Here is a 17,605-nt window from a genome sequence, read left to right as displayed (position 1 = left end):
TTGAGCTTACTTGTATTTTAGATACATTACCTTGGGCAGATGAAATTTAGATGAGATCGGGTGCAGATAATCACTTCTACTGACTCTACATCTAAAAATAAGCTAAAATTCAAGCAGAGTAAGCATTTCCACCCTCAGAAACTCCCCATGCTTGATAATCTGCAAACCCAAATTTATCAACTAGAACAATTTGCCAACAGCCTTGTTTCTAACCAACTGACACACCTGAGCGTGGTAAGCGTTGGTATCATATTTGCAGCTGGCTTGCTCACCAGTCTTACACCTTGTATGCTTTCGATGCTGCCAATTACCATTGGTTACATCGGTGGTTATGAAGCCAAAAATCGCTTGCAAGCAGCTGCCCAATCAACTTGGTTTGCTTTAGGATTAGCAACTACATTAGCAGGGATGGGAATTATAGCAGCTTTTGTGGGCAAAGTCTACGGTCAAGTGGGAATTGGTTTACCAATTATTGTCAGCATTATCGCCATTCTTATGGGGCTGAACTTATTAGAAGCACTACCTCTGCAATTTCCATCCTTGGGCGAAACCAATTGGATTTCGCAAGATTTACCGACAGGATTGCGTTCTTATTTGCTGGGGCTGACTTTCGGTTTAGTCGCATCTCCTTGTAGCACGCCTGTTTTAGCTAGTTTGTTAGGCTGGATTGCCAGTACAAAAGACTTAAGCTTAGGTGCTATTTTGCTACTTTCTTACACAGCCGGTTATGTAGCACCATTAATTTTAGCGGGTACTTTTACAGCTTCAATTAAAAAATTACTAGAATTGCGTCGCTGGTCTGGTTGGATTAACCCAGTGAGTGGGGCGCTGTTAGTAGGATTCGGTGTGTTTTCCTTAATTTCTCGGATTCCCCTCGGTAGTTTTTAATATCAATACCTTTGTTAGATTTTACACCTAATGACTATAGAAGATTCCGCATCCAAAGAATTAAAATGGTGGGCAATACCTGGGCAGTTCTTACGCCAAGAGCTTTTGCCCGTACTGACAGACTTACGATTAGCGATCGCACTACTGCTATTGATTGCAATCTTCAGCTCCACTGGTACTGTAATTGAGCAAGATCAGTCACCCGCATTTTACCAGAGCAACTACCCAGAACATCCCGCTTTATTTGGTTTCCTAACTTGGAAGGTAATTCAGGTAGTTGGGTTTGACCATGTATATCGTACCTGGTGGTTTCTGGCATTACTCATCTTATTTGGCACTAGCTTAACTGCTTGTTCCTTTACCCGGCAGTTACCAGCCTTAAAAGCTGCCCAGCGCTGGAAATATTACGAAGAACCACGGCAATTTCAAAAATTAGCTTTAAGTGCAGAACTAGATAATGGTTCTCTGGATTCTCTTAGCGAAATATTACAGAAACGCCGCTATAAAATTTTTCCAGATTCAGAAAAAGAAAATATCCTCTACGCCCGCAAGGGAATAGTCGGACGCATCGGCCCAATTATCGTTCATATTGGCATCGTAGCTATTCTGATAGGGGGAATTTGGGGAACGATGACTGGATTTATGGCACAGGAAATGGTTGCTAGTGGCGATACATTTCAAGTGACAAATATTGTAGATGCTGGCCCTTTAGCCGCCAAAGTCTCGAAAGATTGGTCTGTGCGCGTCAATCGTTTTTGGATTGACTACACTCCATCTGGTGGCATCGATCAATTTTATTCCGATATGTCTGTCTTAAATAAGCAGGGAGAGGAAATCGATCGCAAGAAGATTTTTGTCAACGAGCCTCTGCGCTATCGTGGCATAACTTTCTACCAAACTGATTGGGGAATTTCAGGTGTTCGCGTCCAATTTAACAACAGCCCCATTTTTCAACTACCAATGGCGCAATTGGACACTAAAGGTAACGGGCGGATTTGGGGAACGTGGGTTCCGACTAAACCAGATTTGAGTGAGGGTGTTTCTTTGCTAGCCAAAGACTTGCAAGGGATGGTATTAATTTATGATGTCACAGGCAAACTCGTTGATACTGTCCGCACTGGGATGTCCACCGAAGTCAATGGCGTGAAGCTGAAAATTTTGGATGTCGTTGGCAGCACTGGCTTACAAATTAAAGCCGATCCAGGCATACCAATTGTTTACTCAGGGTTTGGATTGCTAATGCTGGGTGTGGTGATGAGTTACTTTTCTCATTCACAAATCTGGGCATTGCAAAAAGGCGATCGCTTATATGTTGGTGGCAAAACTAACCGCGCCCAAGTTGCTTTTGAACAAGAGGTTTTAGAGATTTTAGATCGGCTGAGTTCACAGCCAAAAGGTGAAGAGAAAGAGACGGCCATTGAAGTTTAAATGCAAAGTTAACTTAGGAACGTGGATTAAATAAAATTCAAAACTTCATCCTATCTCTAGCTTCCCTCTCCTTTATAAGGAGAGGGATTGAGGGTGAGGTAAGCGAGGGACATAAAATGTATCTCATTCCTTAAATAGACACTGTTCATGCCTAAACACAACCTTTATTTTCCTTAAACAGTCGATAATGTAAATAAATGTAAAAAATTCTCAGGCAGGATAAAAGCATCTATGCGTGTAATTTTAATGACTGGTAAGGGCGGCGTGGGCAAAACTTCCGTTGCTGCTGCAACTGGACTCCGTTGTGCGGAACTAGGCTATCAGACATTGGTTTTAAGTACAGATCCGGCTCATTCCCTAGCAGACAGTTTTGATATAGAACTGGGACACGCACCCCAAAAAATTCGCCCAAATCTCTGGGGCGCAGAATTGGATGCGCTGCAAGAACTAGAGGGAAACTGGGGTGCTGTAAAACGTTACATTACCCAAGTTTTACAGGCGAGGGGTTTAGATGGGGTACAGGCGGAAGAATTGGCGATTTTACCAGGCATGGATGAGATTTTTGGCTTGGTAAGGATGAAACGCCATTACGATGAAGGCGAGTTTGATGTTTTAATTATCGACTCAGCCCCCACCGGCACTGCATTGCGCTTACTGAGTCTACCTGAAGTCGGTGGCTGGTATATGCGCCGTTTTTACAAACCATTTCAAAACATCTCGGTAGCACTTCGCCCTCTAGTTGAACCTTTTTTTAGACCAATTGCCGGTTTTTCGCTACCAGATAAAGAGGTGATGGATGCACCTTATGAGTTTTATGAACAAATAGAGGCTCTGGAAAAAGTATTAACAGACAATACTCAAACCTCAGTCCGTCTAGTTACTAATCCCGAAAAGATGGTGATTAAAGAGTCTCTGCGTGCCCATGCTTATCTGAGTTTGTATAATGTTGCAACAGATTTAGTTGTAGCTAATCGAATTATTCCCCGCGAAGTCGAAGATCCATTTTTCAAACGTTGGAAAGAAAGTCAGGAGCAATATCGCCAGGAAATTCATGATAATTTCCACCCTCTACCTGTTAAGGAAGTTCCACTTTTTTCTGAAGAAATGTGTGGATTAGCTGCATTAGAACGCCTGAAGGAAACTCTTTATAAAGATGAAGATCCAACTCAGGTTTATTATAAAGAAACGACCATGAGGGTCGTACAAGAGCAAAACCAATACAGCCTAGAAATTTATTTACCTGGTATTCCGAAAAGCCAAGTTCAACTTAGTAAGAATGGAGACGAATTAAACATTACGATCGGCAACCATCGTCGTAACTTAGTTTTACCACAAGCCTTAGCAGCACTACAACCAGGAGGGGCAAAGATGGAAGATGATTATCTGAAAATCCGCTTTAGTGACAATATAAGAGTTTAAGTTTGTTGCTAAGAGAATTTTCGAGAATAGCTCAAAACTAAAAAGCAAGAATATTTTCTTGTAGCTACTACAGACGCAACTTTTTAGCGTCTGTTTTTGTGATATTTTGATGAATATTTATCAAAGGTAAATAAATATTTTCATTAATGATTTGCCCGTAGTTTTACTGAAGACAAATTGATTAAATAAATTTCAAAATGGCTTTAGATTTAATTATGCCATTTTGCAAATTATTAATTGATTTTGCTATAAGCAATGACCTCCAACCCTGAACAAGATTTATCTTTATATCGCCATGAAGAAAGTTTACTACGCCGGATTACAAACCGTATCCGACGAAGCTTAGAGTTAGAAGAAATTATCACAGCAACAACGGCAGAAGTGCGATCGCTACTACAAACTGACCGAGTGATGATTTACAAATTTCATGCCGATGGCAGTGGACAGGTCATTGCTGAGTCAATTTACAACAATAGTTTGCCATCATTATTGGGGCTGAATTTCCCGGCGGATGATATTCCACTCAGCGCCCGTGAGCTATTTATTAAATCACGGGTGCGTTCTGTTGTAAATGTTGATACTCAAGAAATTGGTCAAATTCACCTGCGTGACTTGGACAATGGAGAAACTATATCAGAGGAAATCCGTTACCGCTCTGTAGACTCTTGCCATATTGAATATTTGAAGGCAATGGGGGTAAAGTCTTCTGTCATAGCGCCGATTCTCTATCAAGACCAACTCTGGGGGCTACTGGTGTCTCATAATTCCCAAGCGCGTTTGATTTCAGAATATGAACTAGAAGCACTACAAATGGTGGTAGATCAACTATCAGTAGCGATCGCTCAAAGTTCTCTTCTAACTCAAGTCCGCAAAACAGCCGAACGGGAAACTATTATAAATCGCATCGCTACTCTGTTGCATTCACTACCCACAATTGTATTACAACCAGCCCTAGAAACGGCTGTTGCTGCCTTTAATGGTATTGGTGGCAGGCTTTGCATTAGAAATGAAGCTTTTGATTTCCATAATGGCAACGTCACTACCTTAACAGAATGCTTAATACCAGGAAATACTTGTATCAAGCTTTATATCTGTGGACAGCAACCTGTGATGCCAGAACAAACTATATATCCACTCATAGAGCAGTATAGTATCTGGCAAGAACACTATAAGTCTAGTAACTACGATGTTTGGGCGATTTCAGATATATACAATACCCCTGACTTGCGAAGTTTACAAGTTGCTTTTCAACCAACTAAAATTCGTAGCATATTGATAATTCCACTCCTGTATCGTCAGCACTTGCTGGGCTACTTAAGTATTTTCCGCAACGAAGTAGATACAGAGACTCTCTGGGCGGGGCAGTATGAGAGCGATCGCAGACAACTGTACCCCCGGCGATCCTTTGAGGTTTGGCGCGAATCTAAAAAAGCACAAGCTCAAAAATGGACGGTTGAAGAAATTGAACTGGCTAGAAACCTCGGTAAACACTTTGCTTCCGCAGTTCAGCAATATGAACTACAGCAACAAGTACAAGTCTTCAATGAAAACTTAGAAAAACAAGTTAAAAGACGCACAGTTGAGTTACAACGCACATCTGAACAAGAACAGGCTGTGTTTAGAGTTATTGCCGAGATTCGAGAATCTCTGGACACAGATACTATTTTTCAAACCACAACTAAAGAAGTTTGTCAATTAATTAAAGCCGATCGCGTTTCCGTTTATCGTTTCGATTCTAATTGGGGTGGTGAATTTGTCGGTGATTTCGAGGCTTCTAGTCCATACTGGTCGAATGAGTCTGAATTAGGAATTAATACGGTTTGGAATGACACCTACTTACAAGATACAGAGGGAGGACGCTACCGCAACAATGAAACATTTGCAGTCGATGACATCTACAAGATGGGATTTGCTCAGTGTCATATCGACAATCTAGAGCAGTTTCAAATTCATGCTTTTGTGCTTGCGCCGATCTTTGTTGGGCAAAAACTTTGGGGTTTGCTGGCAACTTATCAACACACTGGCCCCCGACAATGGAAAGCCTCTGAAGTCAACTTTCTCAGTCAGATTGCTGCCCAAATGGGAGTAGCACTCCAGCAAGCTGAATTACTTACTCAGACACGAGAACAGACGTTAGATTTGCAACAAGCAGCAGAACAACAACGGGTATTGTTTGAAGTTGTGGCAAAAGTTAGGGAATCTCTCGATCTAGATGCAATTTTTCAGACAACCACCCAAGAAATCTGTAAATCACTCCAAGCCGATCGAGTTGCAGTTTACCGTTTCCAGGCTGATTGGAGTGGTGAATATATTGCCGAGTTTGTAGGTGATGGCTGGTTAAAGCTAGTAGGTTCTGACACTAAGACAGTTTGGCAAGATAGCTATTTGCAGGAAACCCAAGGTGGGCGGTATTGTCATAACGAAACCTTTGCAGTTGATGATATTTATCAAGTTGGACATTCTCAATGTCACGTTGCAGTTCTAGAGCAAATTCAAGCAAGGGCTTATGCGATCGCACCCATATTTATTGGGCAACAGCTATGGGGTTTACTAGCAGCTTATCAGAATTCTGCACCCCGCCATTGGGAAGCCGCAGAAATTAAGTTTATCACTCAAATTGCTAATCAGCTTGGGGTTGCACTCCAACAAGCCCAATTACATAATCAAACCAAAGAACAGACTCAAAAGCTGACTCAAGCTTTGCATGATTTACAGCAAACTCAAACCCAACTGATCCAAACTGAGAAAATGTCCTCATTAGGTCAACTCGTAGCTGGTATTGCTCACGAAATTAATAATCCCGTCAACTTCATTTATGGCAACATCAATCATGTCAACGATTACGCCCAAGATTTACTTGGTATACTAGACCTCTATTTGCATAATACCCCTAACCCTAGCCCTGAGATTCGCGATCGCGCTTTTGAGATAGACTTAGAATTTCTCATCGAGGATTTGCCCAAAACTCTATCTTCCATGAAAATTGGCATCGATCGCATCCGGCAGATAGTCTTGGGTTTACGAAATTTCTCCCGCCTTGATGAGGCAGAAATGAAACCGGTTGATATTCATGAGGGCATTGATAGCACCTTACTAATTTTGCAGCATCGCTTGAAAGCAAAACCGGAAAGTCCGGCGATTAAATTAGTCAAAGAATACAGTCAGCTTCCCTTAGTAGAGTGCTATGCTGGGCCACTGAATCAGGTATTTATGAATGTTTTAAGCAATGCGATCGATGCTCTAGAAGATTATAAAGTGTCTACATCAGAACCTCATAGCAATCAGATTACCATCCACACTGCGATCGCAGAGATGGAAGGGAATATTAAAAGCGTAGTTATTCGCATTGCGGACAATGGCACAGGAATACCCGAAACCTTAAAGGCAAGAATCTGCGACCCCTTTTTCACTACTAAACCAGTGGGAAAAGGCACTGGCTTGGGGTTATCAATTAGTTATCAGATTGTCGTAGATAAACATGGTGGTGTGTTTAAATGTGATTCTCAGCCAGGGTTAGGTACAGAATTTTGGATTGAAATCCCCATTCAACAAATCACCAAATCGTAGAAATAAAACCTTGCTGAGGGTGTTGCTTTCTAATTTGTTAAATAGGTAGGCGTAATTAAATATACAGCAAATTGCAACTTGGTGAGGTACAAATCATTGTAGGGGCACAACATGTTGTGCCCCTACCCGCGTACTTCATTTACCTGCAATACGCTGTCTCTGTGGTTCGTTTTTTGGAATCAATTTATTTATTGGAAATCCCTTACAAAAAAAGGCAGAGGGCAGGAGACAGAAGATTGACATATTAACTACACAGCATTGACGTAAATATAATTAAACCTTTTATGAAACCAGGAAGTCTAAATAATGTAGACTTCTTTGATTTACCCATTCACAAATATGATTAAGCATCAAATTCGTTCGATTAGTATCTTCACAGGACTAGTAACAGTAGTTCTAGGTAACAGTCTATTGATGACTTCAGGATCTGCGTATGCTGACTTGCCAGGAAAGCATCCTTATTATCTGCACGCGCTCACTGATTTACGTACTGCACGGTGGCTTCTGGAACATCGTCCAGGCGATGCTGTTGTTAGTGGCCAGGAAGATGTTGCTATTCACCAGATAGACTACACTATTAACGACATTAAGAAGGCATCTCTTGATGATGGCAAAGATATCAACAATCATCCAAATATCGATGTCCCCAATAATCATCCAGGACGGTTACACAAGGCAGAGGAAATATTGAACAAAGTGCATTCTGATGTGAAGCGTGAGGAAGATAATCGATCTACACGTGGCTTACAACATCGCTCTCTTCAGCATATTGATGCTGCACTCAAAGCAACTAAGCGTGCCATTTACGATATTGAACATCATAGATAGAGACTCAATGGGTGAGCAAAGCCTCGCTTCTTATAGCTAATTTCCTCCTTGATTGCTTATTAAACCCGAAGAACCCCACCCCCGTCAAAGCTATGCTTTGTCTCCTCTCACCGCTTGCGGGGAGGGGTTCTTTTATACCATTTTTTTAACTTCTAAGTTGCACAGGCATAGCTAAATAGGTCATTTTCAAACCACCCAATGGTGTAAAAATAACTGGAGTCAGGCTTTGATTCAGATGCATTTGAATTTCAGAAGATGGTAACTCTTTCAAACCTTCCATCAAATATTTAATGTTAAAAGCAATTTCAATATTTTCTCCAGAAATTTGTGCCGGCATTGACTCTCTACCACTGCCCACATCTTGAGCTTCGCAAGATAAGGTAATTTCTTGAGCTTCGCTATCAATACTAAGTTTGACAATATTATTTTTTTGATCCGCTAGCACCGCAATTCGTTCTAAAGTGCTGATGAATTGTCGCCGTTCAATTGTCACTTGTCGTTCAAATTGGCGGGGAATTAATTGTCGATAAGCAGGATATTGTCCTTCTAATGTGCGACTAGTCAAACGTTGATTTTGCCATGCAAACACAACTTGACCTTGATCGAAATATAAAGCTACAGGTTCATCTGATGAAGCGCTATGAGCTAGCATTCGTTGGAGTTCGCGTAATGCTTTAGCTGGTACTGTCACCTCTAGTTGACTAGTTCCCTCTAGAGGACGCTCGTTACTAGTTTCTACCACTGCTAGGCGATGTCCGTCGGTAGCTGCAAATTCTAGGGTATCTTGTTTAACTGTTAAATGGACTCCCGTCAGTACTTGCTTGGTTTCATCACCACTCGTAGCAAATAATGAACCCCGTAATCCCTCAATTAATGCGGCGGTGGTGAGATAGATTACTTCGGTATTTTCAATTACAGGTAGTTCAGGAAATTCTTCCGGCCCCATTGCTCGGACTTGATAATGTCCACTCTTGGGTGTGAGTGTAACTATTATACCTTCTCCACTGGATGTTGCACCTGTGAGGGCTGATTCATCATCGAGAGTGATTTCGCCTTCTGGAAGACGAGAGGTGATATCTACAAGTAATTTAGCAGGAAGTGCGATCGCACCACTTTGCCATACCTCTGCGTTAAAGCTGGTGCGGATTCCCAAGCTGAGATCGAAGGCTGTTAAGCTGACTTGGTTAGTTTCAGCATCCGCTTGTAACAGTACATTGGCAAGTACTGGATGAGTTGGTCGTGAAGGTACTACACGACTTACGAGTGAGAGGTTTGTACTGAGATCGCTTTGGGAGCAAACTAATTTCATAAGTCAGATGCAGCTAGTGAAGGATATGGTAACATCCTTATTGTTTATAGGCGATCGCTGGCAAAATTACTTAAGGATAGAAAACTTGTGTAAACGGTTGGTTACGATAGCGCCGATAAATATCAAAATCTTTATTTAGTGTGGCAATTGCATTTTTACTTTTTACTTCTTAATCGTTACCAATCGACTGGTAGATCCAGCAAAAAACTCAACCACTCGATTGTGATGTGAATCTGCTGAGTCGTAAAAGGCAACCAACAAACCTGTATCTACCAAAATCGTAGGATAATAGGTCATGATTCCTGTTTGTGGCTCTGCTTTATCCGCGCTGCAATAGTTACTCTGCGAACGTCTCGGTCTGATAAATTACCAACAGAGAGTAAATGTTGAGGTACTCCTCCCATGCGCTCTAGAATGCTTTGCTCTGCTGGCTGGCTTTTTTCATCATCAGATGTAGAATTTTTCTGATCCTGTCTACCTTTTATGAATAGCAAGAAATTTAGCACTTCTTCTACTAAAGAATCTGAAACCTGCTCAATTTCCTGAATAAGCTGCTTTCTGGCTGTCATAAATTATCTGCCTCAATACCAACAGGACTTCATTTATTACGTTAACAAGCTTCAAAAGACGATTCTATTTTATGAGAGTAGACAAAGGCGATGTCTACGACGGGCTACGCCTAAGCTCTTACGCTTCAGACTTGTAAAAATTTAAACGATTGCAGCTAATGTTGCTTATTTTATAAGAAACGCTTAAGCATTTTTTGCCAACATATAAGCAATTGCTGCAAATCATTCATACTTTGCAACAATTAATCCTCTATGTATAATAAACCCTTAAGTTTTTGTTGCAAAAATATAAGCAATTGTTGCAAATCATTCATACTTTGCAACAATCAAGCCTTTATACATAAGAAAAACTTAAATTATTGCAGCAATTATCGTAACTAAATTATAAATTTATTTATTACTTAAATTGCAAAATAATTTAAGTAAAATTAACTATATGTTTATAGGTGCGATCTCTATGATGGGCAACGCCTACGCAACTGATTTTGTTATATTTTCTGATGACAGCAAAGGAGATTTTGTATAAAACAGTACTATTGACTTACAGGGAGAGATGAATTATGGCACGTCGTAAAAGAAATTCTAACGTTTTAGAAAAAGCCGATCGCCGCATTGAAAGTTTACAATCTATCAGTCTAGAACTAGACTTTGGGGAAGGACTGACTATACAAACTTACAATGCAACAATTAACGATCTACGATCTAAGCTTGCTGCCTACAACACTGCTTTATCTTCCATTGACAAACTTACAGATGATGTGAAGAAGGCAGAACAGATTGTAATAACAATGTCAGAAAAAATGTTATTAGGAGTTGCCAGCCGTTACGGTAAAACCAGCCAGGAATACGAAATGGCCGGCGGTGCGCGACGAGGTAATATTAAGAAGAAGCAAGTCACAGCAAGCAATTCCAAACTTACCAATTCTTTAGCAACCAATTCTGTGAAGGTTTCTTCTGTAAATGGATCTACAAATGGGGTATCGGCTGCGAATGTAAGTTAGTTAAGATCCAATACAATACGGTTCGGTTAAGGTTTTTTGATGAAAACTCTAAATCACAAAGACGCGATAAATCGCCGTCTCTACAATAATCATTCCTTGGTAGAGACGGCGATTTATCGCGTCTCTTGCTTTAACCGAACAGTATTAAGATCCAATAGGGTTTATATAGCGCTTCTCCTTTGGATGCAATAGACTTTGACCTCTTTCCTAGCTTTGAATACTGAATCTTACTCCCCTTCCCTTGCAGGGAAGGGGCTGGGGGTTAGGTCTGTAACTGACAGAAATTGAACCTCGCATGACTAAAAGTCACGCGATTCCTGCTTCATAGATCCCTGCCTAAATTGCTCCAGGTCTTATGGGTTCTCCACAGGCGTTTTGATGAGTCTCCGACGCACCGGCGGCGACTTTTGAACAACTATCTTAAAAGTATGTTCAACCTCAGTACCTTAAAGATTTTACCTACTACAAGGATGCGGCACAATGTACCCATTTCTCAGTAGAACCCCATATCTTTAGTTGTCGTGGTTCTGTTAACTTGGTTTTCGCTATGTATATAGTGTATCAGAATATGGATTGCTTAACTCATGACTGGAAGTCACGAGTGTGCAGCTTGCAGAAATCAAAGTTTTTAACCCGCCTTCCATAGAAAAGGCGGGTTTTGTCTGTGTCCCCGTAAATTATCTTCGCCTGGTGTAATATCTATAGCTCAAAAAATATTACAATCTATCAGAGACACTGTTAACACCACTGAGATGCTTCATAATGGCAACCACATCTAATGTTCAGGTGACTATTTCACTCTCTGAACTGGGTTTAGACGAAGAGGAGTTGCAAGCAGAAGCCGAGAACTTGCTGCCACAGATTAAAGAAGTTGATGGAGTAGAAAATGCAGATTTAGTGGCAGTTACAGAAGCCCCCCAAGGTTCAAAGGCTTTCGGGGGTTTTGAGTTGGGGGCATTAAAAGCTATAGTCAATCCAGCCTTTATCAAACCTTTGTTTGGGTTTTTGGGTACAGCATTGGGCAACAAAACAATTAAGCTGGTAGTCAAAGCAACAGACGGCAGAGAACTGAACCTAGAAGCCAGTAGTCGAGAAGATTTAGAATTTGCTCGGCAGCTAGCAGAGGATTTTGTGAACAAGACAAAAGATACAAAATAGTAATAATGGCTAAGTTTGCACTGCTGATAGGAGTTAGTGAGTACGATTATGAGGATAAAGATTTAAAACCGCTACCAGCTGCTGTCAAAGATGTTGAGGCGATGCAGCGAGTGTTAGTCAACCCAGAAATGGGTGGCTTTGCTCCATCAGATATTACGGTGCTGAAAGATTCCCAACGGCAAGAAATAGAAGAGGCTATCGAAAACCTTTTCAACAATCGCCAGAAGGATGACTTGCTGTTATTTTATTTTTCTGGGCATGGAATTAAAGATGATAGAGGGCAACTATACCTGTCAAGTCGTGCTACTAAAAAAATAAACGGCAAGCTGGCAAAGTCCTCAGCAGTTGCAGCTAGTTTTTTGCACAACAATATTAATGACAGTAGATCGCAAAGACAAGTTGTAATTCTAGACTGTTGCTTTAGTGGGGCAATTACCCAAGGTATGACAGTCAAGAGTGATGGTAGTCTAAATGTGCAAGAGCAATTAGGCGGTAAAGGTCGGGCAATTCTCACTTCTTCCACTTCTACCCAATATTCCTTTGAGCAAGAAGGCTCAGAACTCTCCATTTACACCCGCTATTTGGTTGAAGGTATTGAAACAGGCGCAGCCGATAAAGATACCGATGGCTGGATTTCCATTGATGAACTGCATGAATATGCCAGTACAAAAGTGCAAGAAGCCGCGCCAGCAATGACTCCCAAATTTTACCCGGTTGAAGAAGGTCATAAGATTCTGCTGGCAAAGTCTCCTAAAGATGACCCCAAACTGAAGTATCGTAAGGAAGTGGAACGCCGCATCAATCGCGGCAAGTTTAACGTAGCCGCCCGTCGTCTGCTAAATTCGCTACGCCTCCAATTAAAACTTACCCCGGAAGTTGCCGATGCGATCAAAGCCGAAGTTCAACAACCTTATCGAGAGTATCAGCACAAATTAGAAGAATATGAAGCAACGCTGCTTGAGGCAATCGCAGATGAAACAACCCTAAGCGAAACTACATTTAATGACTTGAGAGATTATCAGCAATATTTAGGGCTGAGGAATGAAGATGTAGCTTCAATAGAAGAACGAATTATTGGTCAGCAAAAACCGACTGTAGCCATAGAACCAAAGCCTGTTCTGAGAGAACAAAATCCACTTAATCAGTTTGAGTTTGAGGTGGTGACGGTAAATACTAAAGGAGAACCAATCAACAGCAGTCAGCAACGAGCCGAGTTTTTCTCAGAAAATTTGGGTAATGCTGTAGTTCTGGAAATGGTTGCAATTCCTGGTGGAAAATTCTTAATGGGTTCCCCAGAGAATGAACCAGAAAGACAAGATTCTGAAAGTCCACAGCACACCGTCACCGTTCAACCCTTCTTCATGGGGAAATTTCCAGTTACACAAAGCCAATGGGCTATTGTAGCTGCGCTGAAAAAGGTAAATATTGATTTAAATCCCGAACCATCGAACTTCAAAGGCGCTAATCGACCTGTTGAGTGTGTTTCTTGGGATGATGCAATTGAATTTTGTGCCAGATTGTCTAACAAGACTGGGAAGACCTATCGCTTGCCTAGTGAGGCAGAGTGGGAATATGCCTGTCGTGCAGGAACGACTACCCCATTTTATTTTGGTGAGACGATTACCACTGATTTAGCGAATTATGACGGTAACTACACTTATAATTCTGGGTCAGAGGGTGAATATCGTCAGCAAACAACAGATGTCGGAATATTTTTACCAAACCTCTTTGGTTTATTTGATATGCATGGTAATATATGGGAGTGGTGCCAGGATGGTTGGCACGAAAATTATAGTAAAGCGCCAAACAACGGCAGCGCTTGGATGGGTAATGATGATAAGCGGCTGCTGCGTGGTGGTTCGTGGATTTACAATCCGGGGTTCTGCCGTTCGGCGTTTCGCAACTGGAGCGCGCGTGACTATAGCAACTACTACGTGGGTTTTCGGGTTGTGGTTGCTGCGCCTCTCAGGACTCAGTAGCCCTTTACACTCTTATCCTTTTGCCCTCTTCGCTTTTTTTCTTCTTTGTCTCGCGCTCTGCGCAATAAAATTTTTTTAGCGATTTTTAGAATCCTGCTTAGTAGTCTGTCAAGCTAGTAATGAAAAGTTTGTAGTAAGCACTAAAGTGCTTAGAGTGCTTAGAAAATAAGGACTGAAGTCCTTACTACGAACCTTCTTACCCATCAATTTAAACTTGACAGACTACTAGAGATCATAAATTTTTACTGGGAAATCGAATAATTACAGAATTATAAGCTTTAAATGTAACTATAGCAGTCCTAAATCATTCGTGAAAAGTTAGATCCCGGACTTCTCGAAGAAGTCGGGGAGCTGGACACCGCGAATTTTCACAAATCACCCAAGCGTATTGGGATATGATATTAAGCAAGTTTACCTTGTGGAAAACTTGTGGAAAAAGTCAGATATTTTTCCACGAAGTAATTATACTTAATTAAGTTTTATCAGCAAAATATCAAGTTATCCACGGATTTATCTACAAAAAGTTAGATTTTTCCACAATATAAGTTAAATTTAATCAATTTTTATACCTTACTTAATATTTTTGCTTAATTATTCAGCCATCAAAGCTAGCGATCGCAGCGCAGGTTGTGGAAAACTTAAAAGACATCTTCAGGATGGTTTTTGAGAACGGCTAGTTAGATTGATGCGATCGCTCAGTTGGCGGATTGTTTGTGCTAAAGTGCGATCGCTCTGATGGAGTTGAGTAATTTTATCGCAACTATAGATTACCGTTGTATGGTCTTTACCACCAAACTCCTCGCCAATTCTCGGCAAACTCAGAGATGTGTGTTGCCGCATGAGATACATCCCTATTTGACGCGCCCAGCTAATCTCTCTCCGTCGTGAATTACTTTTAAGGTCGTCTATGGAAATATCAAAATTATCTGCTATAACCTTTAAAATAGCTTCTGGGGTAGCTGCCATTTTTTCGTTAGGCGGTTCTAAAACTGGGGTGATATTTTCTACCGTCATCGGCAAGCCCCAAATAGAAATATAAGCCACCGCCCGAATTAAAGCTCCTTCTAGTTCTCGAATATTAGAAGTATAGTTAGAAGCAATATATTCAATTACATCGCGGGGAAGACGAATATTTTCATCCTCGGCTTTTTTCTGCAAAATTGCCATCCTCGTTTCTAAATCCGGCTTTTGGATATCTGCAATTAACCCCATAGAAAAGCGAGAACACAGACGTTCTTGCAAACTCGGAATCTGGTTAGGAGGACGATCGGAAGCAATCACAACTTGTTTACCAGCTTCGTGTAAAGTATTAAAAGTATAAAAAAATTCTTCTTGGGTGTATTCCTTCCCTTCTAAAAACTGAATATCATCAACTAATAAAACATCAGCAGCCCGGTAATGTTCTCGAAAACTTTGCATACTATCTTTACGGATTGCTGTAATTAAATCATTAGTAAACTGCTCAGTAGAAACATAAAATATTTTACAATTAGGCGAAATTTCCCAGCGATAATGACCAATAGCTTGCATCAGATGAGTTTTACCTAAACCAACTCCACCGCATAAAAATAAAGGATTAAACTCTTTACCTGGAGATTCTGCAACTGCCAAAGAAGCAGCGTGAGCCATCCGATTGTTAGCACCAACTACAAATCGGGAAAAGACATATTTAGAGTTTAATTCGGTAGTTTTATGATTATGATGAGGAACAGCTTCAGGAATACTGCTAGGATTTGGTGATTCCCAAGAAACCTCTCGTTCACTAAAATGAGAAACTTCATCACCTTGAGCAACAGTAATGTAAATTCCTACAGGATGACCGAGAATATCTTGTACTACATGAGCAATGGTATTGATGTAATACTTTTGTAACCAATTACGAGCAAATGGGTTAGGAGTGCGAATAACCAAGCAATTGTTTTCTAATCGTTCCGCGCTAGCAGTTTTTATCCAAGTTTCAAAGGTAGGCCGGGATAACTCAAGCTGTAGGCGCTCTAGTACCTGACTCCACAGACTTTCTATGGGAATTTCCATTATCCACCACCTTTGCGGCTAATCGTCACAATAGAAGAGAAGGCATCAATTTAGCATTGACACACACTAGACCTAGAATAAGCTTTTAAGTTGTAATCATTTTGGGACATACCCAGTAGGCAAGATCCTAACATCCACTGACTGACACGGAGAAGCAACGACACATGAAGACAACAAACCATGATTTAGTACCCAATAATGTTGATAGTGTTGATAGCAGACGCTTGCCCAAGAGGTTATGGATACTCTTATATGGGGTAACAGTGGTGTTCCTGGGAAGCTGTTCTGTTCTACCTGCTAGGACTTTTGAGACTCGACAAAGTGAGACTCAAGCTCAACAGACAACAGAACCCAATCCAGTAATTGTCCCCCCGCCAATTATTTCATCGTCTGGAGATCCTAATTTTGTGGTAAAAGTAGTACAACAAGTAGGGCCTGCGGTAGTTCGCATTGATTCTTCCCGAACAATCACTTCTCGCGTACCAGACGAATTTAACGATCCATTTTTCCGGCGGTTTTTTGGAGACGCAGCGCCACAGTCTAAACAAAGAGTAGAGCGGGGTAGCGGCTCTGGATTTATTATTAATTCTTCTGGTCAAATTGTGACCAATTCTCATGTGGTAGATGGTGCTGATACCGTGACTGTCACACTCAAAGATGGCCGAACTTTTGATGGCAAAGTTTTGGGTGAAGATCCGGTAACTGATGTAGCTACGATTAAAATTGACGCTAATAATCTGCCAACCCTAGCTGTAGGTAACTCTGATGCTTTGCAACCAGGAGAGGCAGTAATAGCTATTGGCAACCCTTTAGGCTTGAATAATACCGTCACTTCTGGGATTATTAGTGCCACAGGGCGTTCTAGTTCTGATATTGGTGCTAGTGACAAGCGGGTTGATTACATCCAAACGGATGCTGCAATTAACCCTGGCAATTCTGGTGGCCCATTGCTTAATGCTCGTGGACAGGTAATAGCGATGAACACAGCTATTATCCGTGGCGCTCAAGGTTTGGGATTTGCTATCCCTATTAACACGGTGCAAAAAATTGCCCAACAATTAATTGCTACAGGCAAGGTAGATCATCCTTATTTGGGTGTGCAGATGGTGACACTGACACCAGAAATTAAAGAAAGAATAAAAAATAAAGCAGGCGATCGCTTAAATATTACATCAGATGACGGCGTTTTACTAGTTGAGATTGTGCCGCGATCGCCTGCTTCTGTGGCTGGGCTAAGAGTCGGTGATGTGATTAAAAGCATTAATAACCAGCCTGTTACTAAAATTGATCAAGTACAAAAGCTAGTCGAAAACAGCAAAATCGGTACTACCTTACCAATAGAAGTGGAACGCAATGGGCAAACTGTCCAAGTAGGAGTCCAACCTGCTACTTTGCCCGTCAAACGTGAAGGATAATTTTGTCATT

The 17,605-nt window shown here is 41.2% G+C and carries 13 protein-coding genes; 9 read left to right on the top strand and 4 right to left on the bottom strand.

Annotated features, from left to right (window positions below; translation table 11 throughout):
• Positions 1 to 147 precede the first annotated feature (147 nt).
• The 5 genes from V7K98_RS06070 to V7K98_RS06050 all read left to right on the top strand — a co-directional run bounded on the left by V7K98_RS06070 (position 148) and on the right by V7K98_RS06050 (position 8,130).
• Complete coding sequence (locus V7K98_RS06070; RefSeq protein WP_335019921.1) at positions 148 to 888, top strand: cytochrome c biogenesis protein CcdA; 741 nt, start codon at positions 148 to 150, stop codon at positions 886 to 888.
• A gap of 30 nt (positions 889 to 918) precedes the next feature.
• Positions 919 to 2,316 carry a cytochrome c biogenesis protein gene (locus tag V7K98_RS06065; RefSeq protein WP_335019920.1) on the top strand — a complete coding sequence of 466 codons (1,398 nt, stop codon included), beginning with the start codon at positions 919 to 921 and terminating at the stop codon, positions 2,314 to 2,316.
• Positions 2,317 to 2,547: 231 nt separating this feature from the next.
• Positions 2,548 to 3,735 carry a TRC40/GET3/ArsA family transport-energizing ATPase gene (locus V7K98_RS06060; protein WP_335019919.1) on the top strand — a complete coding sequence of 396 codons (1,188 nt, stop codon included), beginning with the start codon at positions 2,548 to 2,550 and terminating at the stop codon, positions 3,733 to 3,735.
• Positions 3,736 to 3,990: 255 nt separating this feature from the next.
• The gene (locus V7K98_RS06055; protein ID WP_335019918.1) at positions 3,991 to 7,302 is read left to right on the top strand and encodes a GAF domain-containing protein; all 3,312 of its coding nucleotides are present in this window, start codon (positions 3,991 to 3,993) and stop codon (positions 7,300 to 7,302) included.
• A gap of 318 nt (positions 7,303 to 7,620) precedes the next feature.
• Complete coding sequence (locus V7K98_RS06050) at positions 7,621 to 8,130, top strand: hypothetical protein (RefSeq protein ID WP_335019917.1); 510 nt, start codon at positions 7,621 to 7,623, stop codon at positions 8,128 to 8,130.
• A gap of 145 nt (positions 8,131 to 8,275) precedes the next feature.
• Here the strand turns inward: V7K98_RS06050 and dnaN are convergent, their stop codons facing one another.
• From dnaN to V7K98_RS06035, 3 genes are all read right to left on the bottom strand, one after another.
• Positions 8,276 to 9,439 carry a DNA polymerase III subunit beta gene (dnaN, locus tag V7K98_RS06045; RefSeq protein ID WP_335019916.1) on the bottom strand — a complete coding sequence of 388 codons (1,164 nt, stop codon included), beginning with the start codon at positions 9,437 to 9,439 and terminating at the stop codon, positions 8,276 to 8,278.
• 162 nt (positions 9,440 to 9,601) lie between these two features.
• Positions 9,602 to 9,736 (bottom strand): hypothetical protein, encoded by a 135-nt coding sequence (locus tag V7K98_RS06040; protein ID WP_335019915.1) that lies wholly within the window; start codon positions 9,734 to 9,736, stop codon positions 9,602 to 9,604.
• On the bottom strand, positions 9,733 to 10,008 hold the full coding sequence (locus tag V7K98_RS06035) for a hypothetical protein (RefSeq protein WP_335019914.1): 276 nt from the start codon (positions 10,006 to 10,008) through the stop codon (positions 9,733 to 9,735). The genes V7K98_RS06040 and V7K98_RS06035 overlap by 4 nt, the downstream gene beginning before the upstream one ends.
• A gap of 560 nt (positions 10,009 to 10,568) precedes the next feature.
• Here V7K98_RS06035 and V7K98_RS06030 point away from each other — a divergent pair.
• From V7K98_RS06030 to V7K98_RS06020, 3 genes are all read left to right on the top strand, one after another.
• Positions 10,569 to 11,009: a hypothetical protein gene (locus tag V7K98_RS06030; RefSeq protein ID WP_335019913.1), complete on the top strand. Its 441-nt coding sequence runs from the start codon at positions 10,569 to 10,571 to the stop codon at positions 11,007 to 11,009.
• Between the two features lie 762 nt (positions 11,010 to 11,771).
• Positions 11,772 to 12,167: a sugar ABC transporter permease gene (locus V7K98_RS06025; RefSeq protein WP_335019912.1), complete on the top strand. Its 396-nt coding sequence runs from the start codon at positions 11,772 to 11,774 to the stop codon at positions 12,165 to 12,167.
• A 5-nt stretch (positions 12,168 to 12,172) separates the two neighbouring features.
• The gene (locus V7K98_RS06020; RefSeq protein WP_335019911.1) at positions 12,173 to 14,146 is read left to right on the top strand and encodes a caspase, EACC1-associated type; all 1,974 of its coding nucleotides are present in this window, start codon (positions 12,173 to 12,175) and stop codon (positions 14,144 to 14,146) included.
• Positions 14,147 to 14,797: 651 nt separating this feature from the next.
• Here the strand turns inward: V7K98_RS06020 and dnaA are convergent.
• Positions 14,798 to 16,180, bottom strand: a complete 1,383-nt coding sequence (gene dnaA / locus V7K98_RS06015; protein WP_335019910.1) for a chromosomal replication initiator protein DnaA — start codon at positions 16,178 to 16,180, stop codon at positions 14,798 to 14,800.
• Positions 16,181 to 16,344: 164 nt separating this feature from the next.
• Between dnaA and V7K98_RS06010 the strand changes: the two genes are divergently transcribed.
• Complete coding sequence (locus V7K98_RS06010) at positions 16,345 to 17,595, top strand: HhoA/HhoB/HtrA family serine endopeptidase (protein ID WP_335019909.1); 1,251 nt, start codon at positions 16,345 to 16,347, stop codon at positions 17,593 to 17,595.
• Positions 17,596 to 17,605: the final 10 nt, after the last annotated feature.

It is taken from the genome of Nostoc sp., from assembly GCF_036917435.1.
Taxonomy (GTDB): domain Bacteria; phylum Cyanobacteriota; class Cyanobacteriia; order Cyanobacteriales; family Nostocaceae; genus Nostoc.
Note: the sequence above shows the minus strand (reverse complement) of the source record. Positions and strands in the feature narration are given on the sequence as shown.